The organism is Psychrobacter sp. L7 (assembly GCF_002810365.1).
GTDB lineage: Bacteria > Pseudomonadota > Gammaproteobacteria > Pseudomonadales > Moraxellaceae > Psychrobacter > Psychrobacter celer.
This window is the reverse complement of record NZ_NEXR01000010.1, coordinates 415,749-437,848: the sequence shown is the minus strand read 5'-3', so window position 1 is coordinate 437,848 and position 22,100 is coordinate 415,749. Positions and strand designations below refer to the sequence as shown.

Genomic DNA, 22,100 nt, shown 5'->3' with positions numbered 1-22,100 from the left:
GTGGTACTGTTATCCAAAAAAATAGTACACTGGAAAACAAGCTTCCACTTATATCTTATAGAAGGATAAATTGCCAATGGCTGGTAAAACCCGTGTTGCCAAATATCAAGCAGACCGCACCAATCAAAAGCTGTATTTTTGTCGTCTTGCCTGCCAAGCGGCAGACAGTAGTAGTGATAAGCAGCTATATCAGGCTCATTGTGAAACCGCTATTTTTCATTTATATGGTGCGTTGTTGGCTTTTACTCAGGAGCTTGGACATTTTTATGGTTTAAACATGACAGCGCCGACATTGTGCGACATCGAGCAAGCGCTAAGTGCGCGCACGCAGGTATCGCCTGAAGTCCAGCGTTTACAACAGTTGCAGCAGCAGGGTTTTGTGGCCAACATAGAGCGCGCGTATCAGCGTAGTTTGTATGCGGTACCGCCAGATACAGTGATTGATGAGACGCTAGGTGCGAGTAGAGATACGGCAAAAGCGACTGATCTTATTGTCAACGTTGTGACGTTATCGAATCAGTGGCTGCCAGATGAAGCCACCATCCGTGAGTGGCGTCAGCAGCTCTTAGAGCTGATAGAGCAGCTGCGTGCGGGTATGGTTGAGTTTTAACCACCCTGATCCACATTGTTTAACGGCTTTTTGGCCCTACTTTATACAAGAGCATCAAGAAAAAAGCGTGTTTGATCATGGTCAAACACGCTTTTTATATAATGTATAGTCAGTTCGAAATAAAGTCGATAGGCCCAAATTAACGTGCAACTGATATACATTTTTCTTACTTACTGTGTCTACGTTGACAGATGCTGAGCAAAACTCATACCAGCTGCACTGTATCGGTTTTAAAGTGAATTAACCATACTAGGGTGTGTCCTCAATTCAATCGATAGCCATCTAAATGGGCTAAAAATGGCTAAATCCGGCCAAAACGGTGTCAAATAGCTGACTAATATCTCGATATTACCTGCGCTATTTTCCTTGTTTGACGGCGATTTATCTCATTTTTAAAATGAGGAAACACCCTAGAGCTTGGGTTATTCAGGCATGGCCGGCATACGCTCCACCGGGGTTACCGATAGCGGATTTTGCGGTACGCTATCATGACGCGTCGTTGGTGCTGAACGCTCGTCTTCGACCGGCTCAGGTGCTGGCGGCTTGCGCTGCTGGGTGCTGGTTTTGACAGGTTTTTCTGATGCAGTGTCGGTAGGCGTATTACCATCTTCAGCGCTGGTAACGATACCATCATCCGTCATTTCTATGATTTTTTGTTTTTGTTTTTTGGATTTTGAGCGATTATTGATAGAGACCCATTGATGAGGGGTGTCTTTGAGCTGGGCTTTCATAAAGTCAATCCATACTGGTAGCGCTGCCACCCCGCCGTATTCGCGCCGCCCCATGGTCGATGGTTGGTCAAAGCCCATCCAGACGACGGTTGCGTTACTGGGATGAAACCCTGCAAACCAAGCGTCTTTTGCTTCGTTGGTGGTACCAGTTTTACCACCGATATCATCACGTCCCAGTGCTTTTGCTCTTCTGGCCGTGCCATGCTGTACAACATCACGTAATATGTCTGCCATCTCAAAGGCCACTCTAGGCTTTAAGATACGCGGTGCTTGTTTGGCCATCACGTACTGTACTGCAGGCGCTTTTAGGCGATCTGATTGCGGACTGGCATCATAGATACGGCTTTGATCGCTCTGTGTACTTGCTTCGGCATCACTGTCTTTTGAGTCTGCTGCTGCATCTACAGTTGCCGCTTGTTCGAGCGCGCTATCATAGTCTTCTAGCAGTTTTTTGTTGACGCGTTCTAGTTGCTCATTAAAACATGAGGCGCAGGCTTGCTGCGGGTTGGCTTGAAAAAGCAGTTTGTTATTGTAGTTATAAATTTGCTCAATAAAATAAGGCTGTACACGGTGACCGCCATTGGCAAAGGTTGCATAAGCGGTGGCCATCTGTAGCGGTGTCGCTTGCCCTGTACCCAATGCCAACGATAGGGTAGTTGGCAGCTTTTCTTTATCGAGACCGAACTCGTCTAATAATGTACGAGTATCAGAGATACCGACGGCCTGTAACAGACGAATAGAGACAAGGTTACGCGATAGATACAAACCGCGACGTAAGGTGATGTCTCCTAAAAAACGCCCGTCAGAGTTTTTGGGTTTCCAGTCTCCAACTTGGATAGGACGATCTGAGACGATACTATCAGGGCGGTAGCCTTTTTCTAAGGCTGCGGTATAGACTAGAGGCTTGATGGTAGAGCCAGGTTGCCGCCAGCCTTGTAGCGCTCGGTTAAACTTACTGTGATTAAAATCAAAACCACCGACCAAAGCATTGAGCGCGCCTGTTTCTGGGTTTAATGAAACCAGACTGCCTTGTATGTCAGGAATTTGAGCCAGCTGCCAGCGGTTGCTCGCTGTCGGAATCAGGCGCACAATATCGTTTTTACTGACGACTTGACTGGCATTACTTGGATAATAACCGATACGATCGGCAGAGATGTATTTGCGCGCCCAGCTCATCCCAGACCAGTTAACCGTTACCGTCTCACCCGAGGGGATAGTGGCCTCAAAACTACGAGCATTTACTTTTGTCACTTTGGCAGGTGATAGGTTACTATACCGACGGAAGTTCTCTAATGGCTCATCATTCGCTTCAGCGCCGCGCCATCCATGTCGATGCTCATAAGCAATGAGACCTTTGAGTACGGCGGCCTCTGCATCGGTTTGTGCTTTGCTATCGACGGTCAGACGCACGCGCCAGCCGCCATGCATGACCTGCTCACCGTAGCGATTTACTAAGGTAGAGCGTGCCATCTCTGCCAAATAAGGCATATTAACATCGAGTTTTTCTTGATAGAGCTTGATGCCGATGGGGGAGTTGACTGCCTCATCATGCTGCGCTTGACTGATATAACCCAGCTCATGCATACGGCCAATGATCCAGTTTCGGCGTGTCAGGGCGCGCTCAGGATTGGCAACAGGATTGTACTTAGAAGGGGCTTTTGGCAGACCTGCCAGCATTGCCATCTCTGCAATGGTGAGGTTGTCTAGTGACTTACTATAGTATTTTTTGGCGGCCGCACGGATGCCGTAAGCGCCTTCACCCAAATAAATCTTATTGACATAAAGGGTCAAAATGTCGTTTTTACTGAGCTCGTCTTCTATTTTACGAGCTAAAAACAGCTCAGTTAGTTTACGATTTAAGGTACGCTCTGGGCTCAAAAAGTAGTTTTTGGCCACCTGCATGGTGATGGTTGAGCCACCTGTTTGACTATCATCATCGGTCACCACTTCGGTGACCGCGCGACCTAGACCTTTAATGCTGATACCACTGTGCTGGAAAAAAGACGCATCTTCTGCGGCCAAAAAAGCATGAGTCAAATCTTCAGGGATTTCCTCAAAAGTGATCGGCAATGATAAACGATTGCCGTATTGACCGATGAGTTTGTCATCACTACTATATATCTGCAATGGCATTTCTAGCGTTGCGGTCTTTATCTCTTGCGTACTTGGCAGGGTAGGCGATAAATACATGGCCATGCCATAAAAGCCAATAGGAACTGCCATTGCCAAGATGACCGCCAAGGCTAAACAAGCAATAAATAGCCCTACCAAAAAGTGAATAATGTGAGCAGTAGCATTTTTTTTGGCCATAATAAGACTTATTAATTAATGATTTGCAACAGGTAGTGCATTATACCTTGAACGAAATAGGGAGGTCATAATAAATGTGTAAGTTAGCCTTAATATATAATTTAAATGCTTGAATCTATCTATTAAGTAAAGTATTGTATTCAATTATTACAAATAACTATCAGATTGTACACTTAATATAAGGTATAGAGTTTGTGAGGCTATTTACTTCCAAAAGTCGACATTTGATTGGAGTGGATATCTGTGCCACCTCAGTAAAGTTGGTTGACATACAGCGCCAACAAGGCATGTTCCACTTAAAATCTTATGGCATTGAAAGACTACCGGAAGGCGTAGTCGTCGATAAACTCATCGTGGATACTGAAGCCGTTGGCGATACGATTGCCAGTTTGGCCAGACGCTGTCAAGTGGCTAATGCTCATGCAGCGACAGCTGTATCAGGGTCAGCGGTGATTACCAAGATCATCGATATGGACATGGCACTCAGCGATGTCGAGCGCGAAGCGCAGATACGTCTCGATGCCGATCAATACGTGCCTTATCCTCTTGAAGACGTCAACCTAGACTTTGAAGTCTTAGGCCCTTCTTTGGTCAGTGACGATATGGTGCAGGTGCTACTGGCGGCTTCACGCTCGGAGAATGTCGACCAACGCGTCGATGCCTTGACCTTCGGTGGCATGCAAACCAAGGTCATGGATATTGAGTCGCACGCCATTGAGCGTGCTTTTGGTTTGATGGTAGATAATTTACCAGGGCTACCAGAATTAGTCGCTTTGGTAGATATTGGTCACAATCAAACCACCTTATATGTCGCCAAAAATGGCGAATTTATCTATAGCCGCGAACAGCTATTTGGCGGTGCTCAGCTTACAGAGGCAATACAAAATCGCTATGGCTTATCATCTGAGGAAGCGGCGCTGAGTAAGCGTGAGCGCACCTTGCCTGACGATTACTATCCTGAGATATTGACGCCGTTTATCGAAAACACCATTCAGCAAATCACTCGCTCTTTGCAGTTCTATTTTTCTTCGAGCCAATACAGCAATATCGATCACGTGGTCCTCGCGGGGGGCAGTAGCTCGATTCCCGGTCTGGCTGGCATGGCGCAACAAAAACTGGGCGTGACTGTCAGTATCGCCAATCCATTTACCAATATGACCATCGCGCCACATATCGATAATGAGCAACTGGCGATCGATGCCCCAAGCCTCATGGCAGCATGTGGTCTTGCGTTAAGGAGCTTTGACTAATGGCTCGTATTAACCTCTTACCCTGGCGCGCCGAAGAGCGCGAACGCCGCAACAAAGAGTTTATCACGCTTGTGGTAGCTGTGACACTACTGACGTTGTTGGCCGCATTTGCTACGTGGAGCTATTTTAATAATGAGCTTGAAGAGCAGCTCGATGCCAATGCCTTGATTGAACAAGAAAACGCGCGTTTAGACACCGTGTTGAGCGAAATCGATAGCTTAGAGCAGCGCCGTGAAGATATTATCTCACGTATGCAAGTGATTCAAGACTTGCAAGGTCGCCGACCGGTTCCTGTACGTCTATGGGACGATTTGGCTAAAGCAATGCCGTCGGCGCTTTATCTCAATAATCTCAAGCGCGAAGGAGATGTCATCACCTTGACCGGCCTGGCAGATAACCCAAATGTGGTGTCCAATCTGATTCGTAATCTCGATAGTAGTAAATGGATGGGTAACTCTGCTGTCAGCAATATTCAACAAAACATCAGTGCTTATCAGGCAGCGCCTGCGCTCAATAACACCATCAATACAGGTGAGCAGACGCGCCCTGTTTATCCAGAAGACAGCTATGTACAGTTTGTGGTAACCACAAGGGTGCAGTCAGAGACGGCCACACCTGAAGAAGGTACTGGGCTTGGAGGTGCGTTATGAAACTGAGCCGCAAAAAAAGCCTAATCAAAATCAAAAAAGCAGACCTAAAGCCAAAAAAGCAGTTTGACTTACAAGAGTTTCGTCGCAGTTTTGAGTCATTAGACTCCGAAAACTATGGTAGCTGGCCATTGCCCGTCAAGGTAACGGTGATAGGGCTTATCATTGTTTTTATCGCCGCCTTGTCATGGGCGCTGCCGATCAGTGGCAAAATCGATGAAATCAATGCCGCCGAAAGCCAGCAGCAAACCTTGCTCGATAGTTATCGTGAAAAAGAATCACGCGCCCGTCACTTAGAAGCGTATAAAGCGCAAGTGGTGCAGATGGAAGCTGAGTTTAACTCGTTACTTGATCAACTACCAAAAGACACACGGGTGTCAGAGCTGGTAGAGGGCATCAACATGACTGGTGTGGGCAGCAATATTCGTTTTCAGGATATCTCGGTTGAGCCTGAAATTGAAAACGAGTTTTTTATTGAGCAGCCGATACGTATTGCCGCATTGGGTGAGTATCATCAGTTTGGCAGCTTTATCAGTGGACTGGCTGCTCTACCTCGTATCATCACGATGCATGATTTTGAGGTGAGTAACCCGCAGCCGAGCTTGGATGTATTGCCAGAGCTAAATCTGGTACTACAAACCAAAACCTATCGTTCAAAAGAAGCAAATCCTGAAGGTGATGCCGCTGCTGCAGGAGACAGTCAATGATGATAAATAAACTGCCCACGTTACTGGCGTTAAGTATGGTGGTGTTGTCGATGACGGGCTGTAGCGATCGCATAGGGATGGCACAGCAGTCGATGAATGACATACGCAACCAGCCAGCGCAGCCGATTGAGCCCCCACCTAAGGCGGAGCTGGTAGAAGATTTTGTATACAGCGCAAGCACGCAGCGCAGTCCGTTTTTGCCCCCAAGTTTGGTCAATGTACAAGGGCCGACGACGCCTATCGATGGTGTACGCCCTGATATTACCAGAGTCAAAGGGCCGCTTGAGCAGTACGAGCTATCACAGCTGGTCTTTCGCGGTGTTGTTATTTCGCCTGAAGGTCAGCGATATGCGTTGGTACAACGTCCTGATGGCTCAGTTGCGAGTGTGAAAGTAGGTGATTATCTTGGATTGAATGACGGCCGTATTGTTGAAATCACGCCGACCCAGATTAACTTGATTGAAATTGTGCCAGACAGCCGCGCAGGGTTTATCGAAAAACCCCAGTCGCTGGTCTCTCCTATAAGCTAAGTCGGCAGATTTTTTGAGGAATAAATAATGACAGTACGCAACAACAAGGTAATGACGATGAGTAACCGCGTATCTTCTGCTTTTGCCGTTTCAGCATTGGCAGTCAGCATGGTAGCAGTGAGTAACCATGCCCAAGCTGCCCAGCGTATCAATAACGTCTCTGTGGTACAAACTGCGCCAGCAGTGACGCAAATGCGCTTGAGCTTTGCCAGTGCGCCAGCATTGCCTGCAGCCTATCAGCTAGATGATCCAAGCCGCTTGGTACTAGATTTTGAACAAGTGCAAAATGGGCTGGCTAGCCGATTTAACGAATACAACATCGGCATGGTCAATGATGTCACGACACTAAGCAGCGACAGCACCACGCGTCTCATTGTGGGTCTCAAGCAAGCAGGCAACTATACCACAGCGGTCGATGGTAATGATTTGCTGCTGACTATCACTGATCCTAGCCGCCCCGTGGTTAGCCAACCTGTTAATCAGCCCGTCGTTAATCAAATAATCACCAATGATCCTGTGCAAGATGTGCTGAATAACAGTAGTGGCATGACAACCACAGCAGTTGTCACCCCCATTGTAGAAACCAGTAGCGTTCCTGTTTCGGCGGTCAATAGCACCGACACTACGGTGGTCAAAAATCAAGTACCCGCAGATACGATGGTGGTTCGGGTCAATCCGCTATTGGATCCACAGCTTGCCGCCTCACAAGTGAGTAAGCAGTATAGCTATGAAGGCCTAACCGCCGTCAATTTTGCTGCAGGTAACGATGGTGGTGGTAATATCAGTATCGCTTTGGCCAATGAAGCCATTCCAGTAGATGTACAACGTCAAGGCAATAAGCTGGTCGTCCGTTTGACAGGCAGTACGGTGCCTAGAAACTTGCTGCGCCGTCTAAATATCAATAGCGGTCTGGTCACTAGTATTGATACCAAAAACCAAGGTCAAAATGGTGTCGTCACCATCAATATGAACGACGATTATGAGTATCAAGCCTACCAGTCAGGCAATCAGCTAAATATCAGCATCAGTAAGCCTGAGCTACTGCGTGAGCCGACGCTCGAAGAAAGAGTCTATAGCGGTGAGCCACTGTCTATGGAATTCCAAGATGTCGAGATCCGCAGCGTTTTAGATATTTTGGCGCAGTTTACCGAGATGAATATCGTGGCAAGTGATTCGGTTGCAGGTAACATCACGTTGCGCCTGATCAACGTGCCTTGGGATCAAGCGCTTGATATTATTTTAAAGAGTAAAAATCTGGGCAAACGTGAAAACGGCAATGTGATTTTGGTCGCGCCAGCGACAGAGCTTGCAGAGCAAGAAGCACGTGAGCTTGAAGCGCAGCAAGCGGTTGAATCTTTTGCACCATTACGTACAGAGTACATCCGCTTAAGCTATGCTAAAGCGCAAGATGTTCTGACATTGATTTCTCAAGGCAGCGGCTCTTCTGGTGGTAGCTCAAACCGTGCCGATGACAATAACTCTTTGTTGTCAAATCGCGGTACCGTCACTGTGGATGAGCGTACCAATACCTTGATTGTCAAAGATGTGGCAGACAGTATTGAAAACATTCATAAACTGATCAGCAAAATCGATATTCCGGTGCGTCAGGTGATGATCGAGGCGCGTATTGTCAGTGCGACCGACAGTTTTAGTAAAGAGATCGGTGTTCGTTGGGGTATCTTGTCAAATGGTGCGGCCAATAACCGCAACTTATTGGTGGGCGGCAGTAACCAGACATTGTGGGACTTAAAAGACTTTGATGTAGAAACCACCACCGTCAACGGTCAGACGGTCTCGTATCCTTCTTATGACATCACGCGCCCTGATAACCTAAACGTCGATTTGGGTGTGGCCAACCCAGCGGGTAGTATTGCCTTTGGTTTGCTCAGTATGTCAGATGTGATGCTCGACCTTGAGCTATCAGCGCTGCAAGCGGACAACCGCGGTGAAGTCATCTCGACGCCGAAGATTTTGACCGCGGATAAACAAACCGCAAAGGTGTCATCTGGGACTCAGATTCCGTATCAAGAAGCCTCAGCCAGTGGCGCGACCACCACCAGCTTTAAAGAAGCGGCGCTGAGCTTGGAGGCCACGCCAAACATCACCCCTGATGGTAAAATTGGCCTACAACTCCTCATCACCAATGGCACACCGACCATCATCAACAATCAGGTCGCCATCGCTGAAGACTCAATCTCAACCAACGTTATCATCGAAGATGGTCAGACCGTGGTCTTAGGTGGCGTGTTCAAAAACCGTACCAGTAACGGCGTGGATAAAGTGCCTTTCTTAGGGGATTTGCCGTATATTGGCCGCGCCTTCCGCAAAGATGTGCGTAGTAATGCCAAAGAAGAGCTATTAATCTTTGTCACACCAAAACTCATCAATGATGGTACCAGCCGCTTGAATTAATCATAGGTTGACCTACTTTAAAAAAGCGAGCCTGAGTGCTTGCTTTTTTTATGAGTCAGCCGAAAGAGGGATGAGATTTTGCGGACAATTATCGCGGCTCGTTACTAGCCAGAATATCAATGACGTTGTATCATAGCTAATTTAGCTGAGTAAGTACTATGGTGGAGGAATTGCCGTCGGTGTTTTTAGTGGGGCCGATGGGAGCAGGGAAAACGACAATCGGTAAACTGCTGGCTAAGCAGCTAGGACGTGAGTTTTTGGATAGTGACTGGTACATCGAGTCGCAAACAGGTGCCGATATTGCGTGGATCTTTGCCAAAGAAGGTGAAGCAGGCTTTCGCGAGCGTGAGACACGCGCCATCGATGAGTTGACCCAAAAACCGCAAATTGTATTGGCAACTGGTGGCGGTGCGGTCATGTCTGCCGAAAATCGCGCGTTTTTGCACCAGCGTGGCATCGTCGTGTATCTCAATGCCCCCGTTGATGTGCAAATGGCGCGTACGGCAAAAGACAAGTCGCGACCATTGCTACAGCAGCCCAACCCTAAGCAGATATTGCAGGATCTCTACAGCACCCGTGATCCGCTATACCGGCAAGTGGCGCATATCATCATGCCAACTGGCCATACTTATCCGCGTCATATGGTCAATCAACTCTTGCAGCAGCTGGCATCGTTTGATATGTCTGCCATTACCGTCCCCAATAACCGAAGCTAACTGTATAGATACTGTATGGATGACAGACAGTCAGTTGCTCATCGCTTATGACCACTATTTAAGGAGTACTTCATGGCCACGCCACTGTTTTTTGAGGGTTTAACCGTTCAGACACAAAGCCATGATTATCCCATCATTATTACTGAAGACGCTGCCAAAAATGGCAGTATGGCGCAGCAGGTGGCGCCTTATATCACGGGCCGTCAGGTTTTAATCGTCACCAATGAGACGGTTGCGCCTTTATATCTCTCTGCATTTGAACAAGCGCTGGCCGCGCACTTTACTGTGAGAGTCTGCGTGCTGCCAGATGGTGAGCAGTATAAAAATCAAGACAGTATCAATCAGATTTATGATGCACTGATGGATGCTCACTTCAACCGTGACGTGACGCTCATCGCCCTAGGTGGCGGCGTCATTGGCGATATGACAGGCTTTGCGGCGGCAAGTTTTATGCGCGGCGTGAATTTTATCCAGATACCAACGACATTGCTGTCACAAGTAGACTCTAGTGTCGGCGGCAAAACAGGCATCAATCATGCACAAGGCAAAAACATGATTGGCGCTTTTTGGCAACCGCAAATGGTACTGGCTGATATGAGTACACTCAAAACCTTGCCCGCTCGTGAGCTCTCAGCAGGGCTGGCAGAGGTCATCAAGTACGCCCTTATCATGGATGTCAGTTTTTTGCAGTGGCTGGAGAGCAATCTGCCTGCCATGATGGCGCTGGATTTGGCCGTGCTTGGTGAGGCAGTAAAGCGCTGCTGTCAATATAAAGCCGATATCGTGGCCCAAGACGAGCGCGAGTCAGGTGTGCGTGCCTTGCTTAATTTCGGCCATACTTTTGGTCATGTGATCGAGACGCATCAAGGCTACGGCAACTGGCTACACGGCGAGGCTGTGGCGGCAGGTATGGTACAGGCCGCCGAGCTTTCACAAAAAATGGGCTGGCTAAGTAATGAGGAGGTGGCGCGTGTCAAGCATGTGTTGACCTTGGCAAATCTGCCTATCCACCCGCCTGCGATCGCGGTGGACACTGCGCTTGATCTGATGGGTCATGATAAAAAAGTGAAACACGGACAAATCCGCCTGATTTTGTTAAAATCACTGGGTGAGGCGGTATTGACCAATGATTTTGATGCCACGCTATTAACCGACGTGCTGGCCGCAAACAGTACGTAAGATATTGTTCTTACAGTTATAAGCGTTTGGTGAAGACAACGTGCGTTTAGCGCCTAACGTGACCGCTGGCATTTACTTTCAACGAGTCTTTATGTTGCGTTCTTAACCCTATTTTCACCAAGGATACTCTCATGGCAGCACCAAGATCGACGACGCGTAGCGCAAGCCAAGCATATCGCCGCCAAGCATTGATTTGGCTGGTAGCGACGTTGCTACTTGGCGTGGTTACCGCTTTGGTTTGGATGTTTAGTCAAACCCCAGCGATGGGTGCCAAAATCGAAAACGCACCGATAACCACGCCGCAGCCGCTTAGTGCTGAGCTTGAGCAGCCGCTCACCATAGAATCCTTGCATGAGTTGGATACGGATGTGCAGCCGCTCAGCTTTGACGCGACCATTCGCGATTTGCGCAGCTATCCTGATGAGTTCAAAGACAAGCGCTATTTGCTAGCAAACAAGGGCAAATGGACAGTGCAGGTGATGAATGTCGCCGAAAACGACGTTATCGTCAGCTATTTAGAAAGCCGTGATGATCGCAAAAAGTTTGCGTATTTTCGCTATTTAGATGACGAAAACCAAGTGCGTTATATGCTAACTTATGGGTTGATGAGCAGTCCGCAAGAAGCGGTTGGCGCCTCAAAACTGGTGGACTTTAAACTACCGGCCGATGTCCGCGTGTTGCCAGAAGAAATCAATCGCTATATCGGTATCATCGATAATTATGAGCGCCCCGATCCCATAAAAGATTTGAGCAATAGGCGAACGCGCACGGTTGATTTGCGCCCGACCAAGCGCGAAGTACCAGTGCGTCAACCTGCCGATGACAGCAACGACGCCGATGAAACACGGCGCGCTAAGAGCAGCAGTGAGACCAGTATTCGCCAGTCTATCGACACCTCTGAGACCTTATCTGTCACTGAGGAGCGTATCGTAGGCGGTGAAGAGCAGTCGTCTGTGACCGCAGGCAACGAAGAGTCGAGCAACAAACCTGCGGACAATCAAAAACCGGTAGCGGCAGGCGGTGATAGTAGCAATAAGAAGCCACCAGTCGTGCCAACGCCGAAGCCGCCAAGTAGTAGCAGTGGGGCAAATGCGGGCGCAAATAATGCGGCAAATAGCGGTGTCAATAACGCCAGCAATAAAAACAGTAATCCCAATAAAAATAGCAATACCGACACGGACAATAAAAGTACCAACCAAGGTGTAGCTAAAAACAACAACGCTGCCAAAAATAACGGCGACAGTATTAAAGAGCTGATTGAAGAAAAAAGCAATTAAGTTGCGTCTGATGATTTGATCAGAGCCGTAGCGATAGTAATAAAGCCCATTAGCAAAGATGCTGATGGGCTTTTTTTGGCAGGTATTTTGTGTATCAAGTGACCGTTATTATTTTCTCCAGTTACCGCTTTTGCTTTGATGTTCTGCTATCTTAGTTGCATGAACCATGGCTTAAATGATGGCTGAAACCTGCCTTTATATGCGTTTTTATCTGCTATTTTTCGTCATTATATAACCATTAGTAATACGTTCTCTTACAAAATATGGGTGATGAATCGATAGAAAAGACTAGATTTTTTGTCAATCATTAACTAATATAACGGTGGGCGACGTTCTGTATAGTTATCGTAAATAACTATTTATTGAACATTCGGTGAGTGATTGCATCAACTTTATAAGACGCTTTGCTACTGTTTGTTGTCCCAAGCGCAGCCATTTTTATTTGCATTTATACGATAATAAATGGCGCAGCCTCCCTTACGGTCGCTCTTTTTAGAGTGAATAAAGCGCTTAAATACAGAGCGTCAAATATTCAATATAAATCATCGCACCGTTACACTACCTAGCCAATATAATCATAGCGTTCGGTAATACACGGTGACAAGCGATACTCCAGTTAACAATAGCATGTGATTGAGAACTGAGTAACTGGCAGATAAAGCGATTTTTATCTGATTGCCAAGATCAATTACTTACTGTCTATTCATACATTAATTATCTGTTCAGACATCATTAATGACTAGGAGGGTCAAGGTGCTAACCTGATTCTCAGAGTATGATGAATAAGAACGTCACATCAATTATTAATTCGGATATACGAATATTAATTATTAGCCCGTTCTGCCTACGGATAGCCGTTTATGCTCCGCATTGGATGATAAGCGACCCGTTCACTTAAAAGGACTAGCCATGTCAATGATTTCCTCCTATACGCATTTGGCCACGCCAGATGACTTCTCTGATAACTGTGGTTTTGGTTTGATCGCTCACATTGAGGGTGAGGCCAGCCATGATTTGGTAAAAACAGCCATTCATAGCTTAAGCTGTATGACGCACCGTGGCGGTGTTGCTGCTGATGGTAAGACGGGTGACGGCTGTGGTCTATTGTTGGCAACGCCGACCAAGTTTTTTCAAAAAATTGCCGCCGAGCTACAGTTTGATATTACTGATAACTTTGCGGTGGGCATGGTCTTTGTCAGTCTCGACGCTGCTAAAGCAAAACACAGCCAGCAAATACTCTCTGAAGAGATTACTGCACAAGGCTTGGATGTGGCGGGCTGGCGTAATGTGCCACTTGATTTGACGATTGTCGGTGACATAGGCCGTGAGACATTGCCTGATTTTAAGCAAGTGTTTGTCAATGCGCCTGATGATTTATCAGCAGATGATTTCAATCGTAAGCTGTTTGTCGCGCGCAAAAAAGCCGAGCAACGTTTGGCAGACGATGAGTTGTTTTATGTGTGCTCGTTGAGCGCTCAGACGATTATCTATAAAGGGTTGGTGATGCCGTCTGACTTGCCAGCGTTCTTTTTGGATTTGCAAGATGAGCGCTTGGCCTCACATATCGTGGTATTCCACCAGCGTTTTTCTACCAATACCTTACCGCGCTGGCCGCTTGCGCAGCCGTTTCGCTATCTGGCGCACAATGGTGAGCTAAATACCATCACGGGCAACCGTAACTGGTCGGAGGCACGTACCCCAAAACTCAAATCGGACAAACTGCCCAACCTAAATGAGCTGACACCACTGGTCAATCGTACAGGCTCGGATTCTTCAAGTTTGGATAATATGCTTGAGGTGCTGATGTCTGGCGGCATGAGTCTGTTTCATGCCATGTCGATACTCGTGCCACCTGCTTGGCAAAATGTCGATAGCATGGACATGGATTTGCGCGCGTTTTATGAGTTTTATTCGCAGCATATGGAAGCATGGGATGGGCCTGCGGGTCTGGTGATTCAAGATGGGCGCTATGCGGTGTGCATGCTTGATCGCAATGGCTTGCGCCCATCGCGCTGGGTGACGACGAAGAACGGCTACATCACAGTCGCCTCTGAGGTGGGTGTTTGGGATTATGCGCCAAAAGATGTACTGGCAAAAGGCCGCGTCGGTCCCGGTCAAATGCTGGTCATCGATACCATGACTGGCCAGATTTTAGATACCAAAGCCATAGCGACCTTACTAAAAAAAGCGCACCCGTATCGCAAATGGCTGCGTGAAGAAGCGACCCGTATCCGTGATGATGAGCGCCTAGAAGAGCAGCTGGCGGCGCAGGCCTGCCGCGGCGAGCCACTCAAAGCCCTACAAAAGATGTATCACATCACCAATGAAGAGCGTACCGAAATCATCCGTCCCAATGCCGAAAATGGTCAAGAGCCAGTAGGTTCGATGGGCGATGACACACCAATGGCAGTGCTGTCGCAACAAATTCGTCATGTCGCCGATTTTTTTCGTCAGCAGTTTGCGCAGGTGACCAACCCACCGATTGACCCATTACGTGAGTCAATCGTGATGTCACTACAGACGTGCCTCGGCGCTGAAACCAATGTGTTTGCACCATCCGCGCGCGATGCACACCGTATTATCTTATCCTCACCGGTATTGTCAGCCAGCAAAATGCAGCAGCTTGAGCGCTTAGACGACCCAGCGTTTCAGATGGCGCGTATTGATTTAAATTATGATCGCACCCTTGAGCTGTCAGAAGCCATCACTGCTATCTGTGAGCAAGTGGCAAGCAGTATTCGCGCCGGCCATACGCTGATTGTGTTATCTGACAAAAACATCGCCGCCGACAAAGTTCCTGCCAATGCCATGATGGTGACAGGGGCAGTGCATCATTATCTGATTGCCCAAGGTATCCGCACCGATGCCAATCTCATCATCGAGACGGGGCTGGCGCGTGACTCACATCAGGTGGCGGTATTAATTGGCTTTGGCGCTACCTGCGTCTATCCATATTTGGCTTATGATGTCATTGATGACTTGGTGGCCAGTGGTGAGCTGCTTGGCGATCCGATTCAGGCGCGGGTCAATTTCCGTAAAGGCTTGGATAAAGGTTTGCTAAAAATCTTATCAAAAATGGGTATCTCAACCATCGTCTCTTATCGCGGTGCACAATTATTTGAAGCGGTCGGTCTCTCAGAAGAAGTGGTAAACCTATGCTTTAAAGGTGTGCAAAGCCGTATCAAAGGCGCCACCTTTGCCGATCTGGCAGCAGATCAGGCCATACTCGCGGCCAACGCCTTTAAGCGCCGTGCGCCCCTTGATCAAGGTGGTTTGCTCAAGTTTGTCTTTAACAAAGAGTATCACGCCTTTAACCCTGATGTGATTAACAGCCTGCACACCGCTGTACGGACAGGCGATTATGACAATTATCGTCATTATGCCGACTTGGTGAACAGTCGCCCTGTAGCAACCTTGCGGGATTTGTTGCAATTAAAGACAGATAACTCGATTGACGTGAATGAGGTCGAAGACATCTTGGCTATCTTGACACGCTTTGATTCGGCGGGCATGTCGCTTGGCGCTCTATCACCAGAAGCACATGAAGCGATCGCCATGGCGATGAATACCATCGGTGGCCGCTCAAACTCAGGAGAGGGCGGCGAGGATCCGGTACGCTATGGCACGTTGCGCAATTCAAAAATCAAACAAGTGGCCTCTGGTCGTTTTGGTGTCACGCCTGCGTACTTGCGCTCAGCTGAAGTCATGCAGATCAAGGTCGCTCAGGGCGCAAAACCAGGGGAGGGTGGACAGCTGCCAGGTGGTAAGGTCAATGCGCTGATCGCGCGCCTGCGTTACTCTGTACCAGGGGTGACACTCATCTCACCGCCGCCGCATCATGATATTTATTCTATCGAAGACTTGGCGCAGCTGATTTTTGACTTAAAACAAGTCAATCCCGATGCCTTAGTCTCGGTGAAGCTGGTCTCACGTCCAGGCGTTGGCACCATCGCGACGGGCGTGGCCAAGGCCTATGCCGACTTAATCACCATCTCAGGCTATGATGGCGGTACGGCAGCGTCACCGCTGTCTTCTATCCATCATGCAGGCTCGCCGTGGGAGCTGGGCTTGGCAGAGACGCATCAGTCGCTACGGGTCAATGGGCTGCGTGATAAAGTGCGGGTACAAACGGACGGCGGACTCAAGACAGGCCTTGATGTGGTAAAAGCCGCTATCCTTGGCGCAGAAAGCTTTGGTTTTGGTACCACGCCGATGATTGCGGTGGGCTGTAAATACTTGCGTATCTGCCATCTAAACAACTGCCCGACAGGCGTTGCTACCCAAAAAGCCAAGTTGCGTGACGAGCACTTCATCGGTGAAGCGGAGATGCTCATCAACTTCTTTAAGTTTGTGGCGACGGAGACACGTGAGTGGCTTGCCGCCCTTGGCGTACGTAGTATGGAAGAGCTGGTCGGACGTACTGATTTGCTCGAGGTGTTAGAAGGCAATACTGCAAAGCAGCGTCACCTCGACTTAACGCCACTCTTGTTTAGTCATCCAGCCAGCGTTGGCAACGCACAAACGTGTCAGGTAGAGCGTAATGAGCCATTTGATAAAGGCTTGCTCGCTGAGCAGATGGTCAGTGATATGCTGCTTAATATTCGTCAAGGTACAGGCGGCGATTATAGCTATGCTATTGGCAACTGCGATCGCTCAATCGGCGCGCGTATCTCAGGTGAGATCGCTCAAGTCTGGGGCAATCTTGGTATGAGTGATATGCCAATCAAGCTACATCTAACGGGCACAGCAGGGCAGAGCTTGGGCGTGTGGAATGCAGGCGGCCTAAATATCGAGCTAGAAGGTGATGCCAATGACTATGTCGGTAAAGGTATGGCTGGTGGCGAGATCGTCATCTATCCACCAAAGGGTGCCAGCTTTAGTACCCAAGAGACCGCCATCATCGGTAATACTTGCCTTTATGGTGCGACAGGCGGTAAGTTATATGCGGCAGGCACCGCAGGCGAGCGCTTTGGCGTACGTAACTCAGGGGCGCACGCGGTGATAGAGGGCACAGGCGATCACTGCTGTGAATATATGACCGGCGGCGTGGTGACCATCCTTGGACGGACAGGGCTGAACTTTGGCGCAGGGATGACCGGCGGCTTTGCTTATGTGCTCGACATGGATGGCGACTTCTTTGATCGCTGCAATCACGAGCTGATTGACTTAAACCGTATCTCCAGCGAGCAAACCGAAGAATACCGCATTTATTTGCAGCAAGTGATAGAAAACCATGTCAATAAAACAGGCAGCGCTTGGGGCCAGACGATATTGGCTGACTTTGAGCACTATGTGCGCAAATTTTACTTGGTCAAGCCCAAAGCGGCGAATATTGCCAGTCTCCTAAAAACCACCATGGCTGATCCGCAGTAGTCGGGTATAAGGTATAAGAGACGTTTTAATACATTGGTTTTTTCGCAGGTCGGTGACCGCAGCGACATATATCAGACGGACTGACAGTGTGTCGCAGCGGCTCCCCACCCACGATAAAAGCCACCTAGAGAAGAGACAGTTATCATGGCAAAACGCTTAGAAAATAGTTTTCAGTTTTTAGATGTACCACGGTTTGATCCTGCCAAAAAAGACATTGCCACCCGCTCGACAGAGTTTGTTGAGATTTATAAGCCGTTTGAGAGTGAGGCGGTAGCGCAGCAAGCTCATCGTTGTCTTGAGTGCGGCAACCCTTATTGTGAGTGGAAATGCCCAGTTCACAATTACATCCCTAATTGGCTCAAGCTGGCCACCGAAGGCCAAATCTTTCAGGCAGCAGAACTGTGCCACCGTACCAATACTTTGCCTGAAGTATGTGGCCGCGTCTGTCCTCAAGACCGCTTGTGCGAAGGCGCTTGTACCCTAAACGATGGTTTTGGCGCGGTGACCATCGGTAATGTTGAAAAATATATCAACGATACCGCTTTTGCCTTAGGCTGGCGACCTGATATGTCAGATGTGGTTTGGACAGACAAAAAAGTTGCCATCATTGGGGCTGGGCCGGCAGGTCTTGGTTGCGCTGATATCTTGGTAAGAAATGGCGTCAAGCCTGTGGTTTTTGACAAGCGTCCTGAGATTGGCGGCCTACTGACCTTTGGTATCCCAGAGTTTAAGATGGAAAAAGACGTCATGCGCAATCGCCGTGTGATCTTTGAAGGCATGGGTATTGAGTTTCGCCTCGAGACCGAAATCGGTACAGACGTCACTATCGATGAGCTGTTGAGCGAGTACGACGCGGTGTTTATGGGAATGGGCACTTATACCTATATGCGCGGCGGCTTTGTAGGCGAAGAGCTCGACGGCGTTTATGACGCTCTAGATTATCTGATTGCCAACGTCAATCGCTGCAATGACTGGGAAAAAGATGCCGAAGAGTACATCGACCTAAAAGGCAAACGCGTGGTGGTGCTGGGCGGTGGCGATACGGCGATGGACTGCAACCGTACCAGCATTCGCCAAGGCGCTGAGCAAGTCGTCTGTGCCTATCGCCGTGATGAAGAAAACATGCCAGGCTCACGCCGCGAGGTGGTCAATGCGCGCGAGGAAGGGGTGGAGTTTTTGTTCAATCGTCAGCCGACCGAAATCATCGGCCTAAATGGTAAGGTCAATGGCGTCAAGGTCGTCACCACACAACTGGGCGCGCCAGACAATCGTGGCCGCCGTCGTCCTGAGCCGATTCCAAATTCAGAAGAGATCATTGAGTGTGATGCGGTGATTATGGCCTTTGGTTTTCGTCCTAGCCCTGCTGACTGGTTTGAGAGACAGCAAGTGAGTATGGATAGCTCGGGCCGCGTATTGGCGCTCGAGCAGCAAGCATTTAAATTTCAAACCAGCAATCCCAAAATCTTTGCAGGCGGCGATATGGTGCGCGGCTCTGATTTGGTCGTGACCGCCATCTGGGAAGGCCGTGAAGCCGCGGAAGGCATCTTGGACTTCTTAGAGGTGTAAGGCTTGCTCTGATGACCCTCAAGGCTTGCGCCAGCTCGTCAGGGCGCTGCCTGATAGACGCCTTTTATCTGTCGATAGATAAAAGGCGTTATTTTTTTGATAAATGTCGGTGAAGTGTTTAAGCTACTTGATAGACAGTGGCGCATGAGGGTTTGAACCTACTAAGACGTGCGCCAAGCGACTGTTTTTTTATTCATCTAATAAGAGTGACCTTGCGTGAAACCAAAACTTTGGCAGCGATTTAGCGCACCGTTCATTGAGCCTTATGCGCGCTACCAGCATGCGGATGTCCTGCACGCCATCCGTTTGGGGGTGGCAGTGCTCGCCGCCTTATTATTAAATGAGTTTACACACTTTCCAAACGGGGAGTGGACGACCATTACTGTGTTTGTCATTTTGGGACTGCTGCAGTATCAAGGGGCGATTTATACCAAAGCCAAAGAGCGGATACTTGGCACGATACTTGGTGTGGCGGTGGGGTTGGGGTTTTTGTGGGTGAGTCAAGACATCGGCGGCTGGATGTGGCTATATTATGCGCTGATTGGTTTGATTAGCGGTATCATCGGTTATGTGGCGGTCAAACAATTGGGCTATATCGGGTTGCTCACCGGCATTACCATGCTGATGATTGTCTCTAGCCCTGATCATAGCAATGTCGGTCAAGATGGTCTGTACCGCGCGTTTAATATCTTGATTGGCGCTGGGGTGGCGGTCGGCGCGACGATGATTTTGCCTTTAAAGTCAACCTTGATGTGGCGGTTTTTGTTGGCCAATAATCTGGAGACTTGTAGTAATCTATACGCAGGCGTTGGCAATCATATCGATGCTGAGGTCTTGGTGCCAAAGCCTTTTAAGTATACCAAAGCCACCAGCTCAGCGAGTATCGTTTACCCCCAAAGCAGCTCTGTCCCTGATACGCCAGTCAACAAGTCACTGGTTAAAGCGCTACAAAAAATCAATAAACGCCTGCTGGCTGTGCGCCCACATATTGCAGCGACCGCCAGCGAGTCAGGTATCGACAAAGAAACCCTAGAAACCATCCAGCGTACCCACCGTAACATCATCGGGACGATTGATTTGCTGCTCAGTGCAGCGCCGCGCTTGGCCAATATCGAGATCGACGACGAAAACCATATTTTGCTGATACACTACCAGCATGAGCTGACCCAAGCCATGCTGCATATGGCGGCGGTGCTACGCAGTCCGAGCGATGAAGTGTTTCAGCCGATCACCCGTATTGCGGTCTCTGAATACCCCAGTGTAGAAAACCTAGGCTTTGAATGGCAGGGCTATTTTTGGTTAACTCAGACGCTACAAGTGCAGCTTCAGCGCCTCAGCGACTTATTACAAAAGACCAAGCCGCAGTGGTTTGCAGCCTCAGGCCTACGCTATCAGCGCCGCGAGCAACGCCGTATCGAGGACAAAGGCGGCGAGACGGATTTGCATTTATAATCCATCTCTATAATTTTTAAAGCCCAATAACCAAAGATTAACGGCCTGTTTTTAGCTTATCCCAATACTGCTGATACATTTGCAAGGCTTCGTCACCCACATCTTCTTGGAACTCTGCTTTTGCCAGTACTTCTTTAGAAGGATAAATCGCCGGATTGTTGCGTACTGACTCGTCCATCATCTCGCGTGCGGCTAAGTTTGGCGACGCATAGCCAATCTCTTCACTGACGATTTTGGCGTTTTCGGGGCGAAGCAGGTAGTCGATAAACTTATGCGCGGCATCCACTTGCTTGGCATTTTTTGGAATGACAAAGTTGTCCATCCACAATATCGCGCCCTCAGATGGGTATTTATAAACCAAGCTGGTCAAGCCTTCATCATTGGCCATGACCGCTTCGCCATTCCACGTCATACCAAGCGCCGTCTCCCCTTCGATATAGGGCATACGCGTGGCATCTGAGTTAAAGGTTTTGACATTTGGCATCAATGTGGTGAGCTTGTCATAAGCGGCTTTTATTTCCTCAGGGTTGCTGCTGTTGCCTGAGTAGCCGAGGGTTAGTAGTGCCATACCAAAGACTTCGCGCACGTCGTTGGTCAGCATCACTTGACCTTTATATTTCGGGTCCCACAGATCATTCCAACGATTGACGGTCGCAGGGTCGACGCTATCACCATTGATGGCAAGGCCTGTACTGCCCCACATATAAGGAATCGAGTACTTATTGTCTGGATCGACCTTGGTATTGGTAAATGACGTATCAAGGTTGTTAAAGTTACTTAATTTCGATTTATCGAGCTCTTGCAACAACCCTTCTTTGGCCATTTTTTCGACATAGTACGTCGATGGAATCGCCAAATCGTATTGGCTAGAGTCATCAAGTAGCTTGAGCTTGGCGTACATCGCTTCGTTGGAGTCAAAAGTGGTGTAATTGACGGCGATACCGGTCTCTTCTTCAAAGCCATCGAGAATCTCTTGAGGCATATACTCTGACCAGTTATACAGATTAAGCGTCTCACTGCTTGCGCCAGCACTGCCATCCGCTGCTGCATTGTCAGAGTTACTACAGCTGGCAAGTACCAAGCCGACTGCCATAGCAAGCAAGGCTTTTGGTGCAGTCTTTGTCACGGCCGTAGGCAATAGGCGACCGATGCCGACCACAGAGCGGGCTGGCGCTTGGGATGATGATACGTGTGTCAAAATATCTCTCCTAAATAATAAAGGCAAATCGATAAAACGGCATAAAAACAGGCGCATACAAAGTGCTAAACGCTGCATACGGTGATCGATACTATTATGACCATTAGTGTTACTGATTTAAAGGGTCGGCGTAAAGAGATTT

Annotated in this window: 14 protein-coding genes; 12 read left to right on the top strand and 2 right to left on the bottom strand. The window is 48.6% G+C overall.

The window, feature by feature from the left end; translation table 11 throughout:
* The first annotated feature begins 76 nt into the window (after positions 1-76).
* Positions 77-610 carry a DUF6586 family protein gene (locus CAP50_RS11545; protein WP_100750082.1) on the top strand — a complete coding sequence of 178 codons (534 nt, stop codon included), beginning with the start codon at positions 77-79 and terminating at the stop codon, positions 608-610.
* A 422-nt stretch (positions 611-1,032) separates the two neighbouring features.
* On the opposite strand, the gene CAP50_RS11540 is transcribed toward CAP50_RS11545, so the two are convergent.
* On the bottom strand, positions 1,033-3,651 hold the full coding sequence (locus CAP50_RS11540; protein WP_100750081.1) for a penicillin-binding protein 1A: 2,619 nt from the start codon (positions 3,649-3,651) through the stop codon (positions 1,033-1,035).
* A gap of 194 nt (positions 3,652-3,845) precedes the next feature.
* Here CAP50_RS11540 and CAP50_RS11535 point away from each other — a divergent pair, with 194 nt between their 5' ends.
* The 11 genes from CAP50_RS11535 to CAP50_RS11485 all read left to right on the top strand — a co-directional run bounded on the left by CAP50_RS11535 (position 3,846) and on the right by CAP50_RS11485 (position 20,760).
* A complete protein-coding gene (locus tag CAP50_RS11535) occupies positions 3,846-4,901 on the top strand; it encodes a pilus assembly protein PilM (RefSeq protein WP_100750080.1) in 1,056 nt (351 codons plus the stop codon).
* Entirely contained in the window at positions 4,901-5,551 is a 651-nt protein-coding gene (locus tag CAP50_RS11530; protein WP_075100332.1) for a PilN domain-containing protein, read from the top strand. The genes CAP50_RS11535 and CAP50_RS11530 overlap by 1 nt, the downstream gene beginning before the upstream one ends.
* Positions 5,548-6,255: a type 4a pilus biogenesis protein PilO gene (locus tag CAP50_RS11525; RefSeq protein WP_075100333.1), complete on the top strand. Its 708-nt coding sequence runs from the start codon at positions 5,548-5,550 to the stop codon at positions 6,253-6,255. Before CAP50_RS11530 ends, CAP50_RS11525 begins: the two co-directional genes overlap by 4 nt.
* Positions 6,252-6,785 (top strand): pilus assembly protein PilP, encoded by a 534-nt coding sequence (locus CAP50_RS11520; RefSeq protein WP_075100334.1) that lies wholly within the window; start codon positions 6,252-6,254, stop codon positions 6,783-6,785. The genes CAP50_RS11525 and CAP50_RS11520 overlap by 4 nt, the downstream gene beginning before the upstream one ends.
* A gap of 27 nt (positions 6,786-6,812) precedes the next feature.
* Positions 6,813-9,197, top strand: coding sequence for a type IV pilus secretin PilQ (gene pilQ, locus CAP50_RS11515; protein WP_100750079.1), 2,385 nt, complete (start codon positions 6,813-6,815; stop codon positions 9,195-9,197).
* A 158-nt stretch (positions 9,198-9,355) separates the two neighbouring features.
* Complete coding sequence (aroK, locus tag CAP50_RS11510; RefSeq protein WP_075100336.1) at positions 9,356-9,913, top strand: shikimate kinase AroK; 558 nt, start codon at positions 9,356-9,358, stop codon at positions 9,911-9,913.
* 72 nt (positions 9,914-9,985) lie between these two features.
* Positions 9,986-11,092, top strand: coding sequence for a 3-dehydroquinate synthase (gene aroB, locus CAP50_RS11505; RefSeq protein ID WP_100750078.1), 1,107 nt, complete (start codon positions 9,986-9,988; stop codon positions 11,090-11,092).
* A gap of 131 nt (positions 11,093-11,223) precedes the next feature.
* On the top strand, positions 11,224-12,369 hold the full coding sequence (locus CAP50_RS11500) for a hypothetical protein (protein ID WP_241900757.1): 1,146 nt from the start codon (positions 11,224-11,226) through the stop codon (positions 12,367-12,369).
* A gap of 909 nt (positions 12,370-13,278) precedes the next feature.
* Complete coding sequence (gene gltB, locus CAP50_RS11495) at positions 13,279-17,742, top strand: glutamate synthase large subunit (RefSeq protein ID WP_100750077.1); 4,464 nt, start codon at positions 13,279-13,281, stop codon at positions 17,740-17,742.
* A gap of 144 nt (positions 17,743-17,886) precedes the next feature.
* A complete protein-coding gene (locus tag CAP50_RS11490; RefSeq protein ID WP_100750076.1) occupies positions 17,887-19,308 on the top strand; it encodes an FAD-dependent oxidoreductase in 1,422 nt (473 codons plus the stop codon).
* 216 nt (positions 19,309-19,524) lie between these two features.
* Positions 19,525-20,760 (top strand): FUSC family protein, encoded by a 1,236-nt coding sequence (locus CAP50_RS11485; protein ID WP_100750075.1) that lies wholly within the window; start codon positions 19,525-19,527, stop codon positions 20,758-20,760.
* 37 nt (positions 20,761-20,797) lie between these two features.
* Here CAP50_RS11485 and CAP50_RS11480 read toward each other — a convergent pair whose 3' ends face one another.
* The gene (locus tag CAP50_RS11480) at positions 20,798-21,958 is read right to left on the bottom strand and encodes an ABC transporter substrate-binding protein (protein WP_241900756.1); all 1,161 of its coding nucleotides are present in this window, start codon (positions 21,956-21,958) and stop codon (positions 20,798-20,800) included.
* Between the last annotated feature and the right edge of the window lie 142 nt (positions 21,959-22,100).

Excerpts from the sequence above, each read along its gene's own strand:
- CAP50_RS11545 (WP_100750082.1), top strand. The coding sequence starts at position 77 with ATGGCTGGTAAAACCCGTGTTGCCAAATATCAAGCAGACCGCACCAAT.
- CAP50_RS11540 (WP_100750081.1), bottom strand. The coding sequence starts at position 3,651 with ATGGCCAAAAAAAATGCTACTGCTCACATTATTCACTTTTTGGTAGGG.
- CAP50_RS11530 (WP_075100332.1), top strand. The coding sequence starts at position 4,901 with ATGGCTCGTATTAACCTCTTACCCTGGCGCGCCGAAGAGCGCGAACGC.
- CAP50_RS11525 (WP_075100333.1), top strand. The coding sequence starts at position 5,548 with ATGAAACTGAGCCGCAAAAAAAGCCTAATCAAAATCAAAAAAGCAGAC.
- CAP50_RS11520 (WP_075100334.1), top strand. The coding sequence starts at position 6,252 with ATGATGATAAATAAACTGCCCACGTTACTGGCGTTAAGTATGGTGGTG.
- pilQ (WP_100750079.1), top strand. The coding sequence starts at position 6,813 with ATGACAGTACGCAACAACAAGGTAATGACGATGAGTAACCGCGTATCT.
- aroK (WP_075100336.1), top strand. The coding sequence starts at position 9,356 with ATGGTGGAGGAATTGCCGTCGGTGTTTTTAGTGGGGCCGATGGGAGCA.
- aroB (WP_100750078.1), top strand. The coding sequence starts at position 9,986 with ATGGCCACGCCACTGTTTTTTGAGGGTTTAACCGTTCAGACACAAAGC.
- CAP50_RS11500 (WP_241900757.1), top strand. The coding sequence starts at position 11,224 with ATGGCAGCACCAAGATCGACGACGCGTAGCGCAAGCCAAGCATATCGC.
- gltB (WP_100750077.1), top strand. The coding sequence starts at position 13,279 with ATGTCAATGATTTCCTCCTATACGCATTTGGCCACGCCAGATGACTTC.
- CAP50_RS11490 (WP_100750076.1), top strand. The coding sequence starts at position 17,887 with ATGGCAAAACGCTTAGAAAATAGTTTTCAGTTTTTAGATGTACCACGG.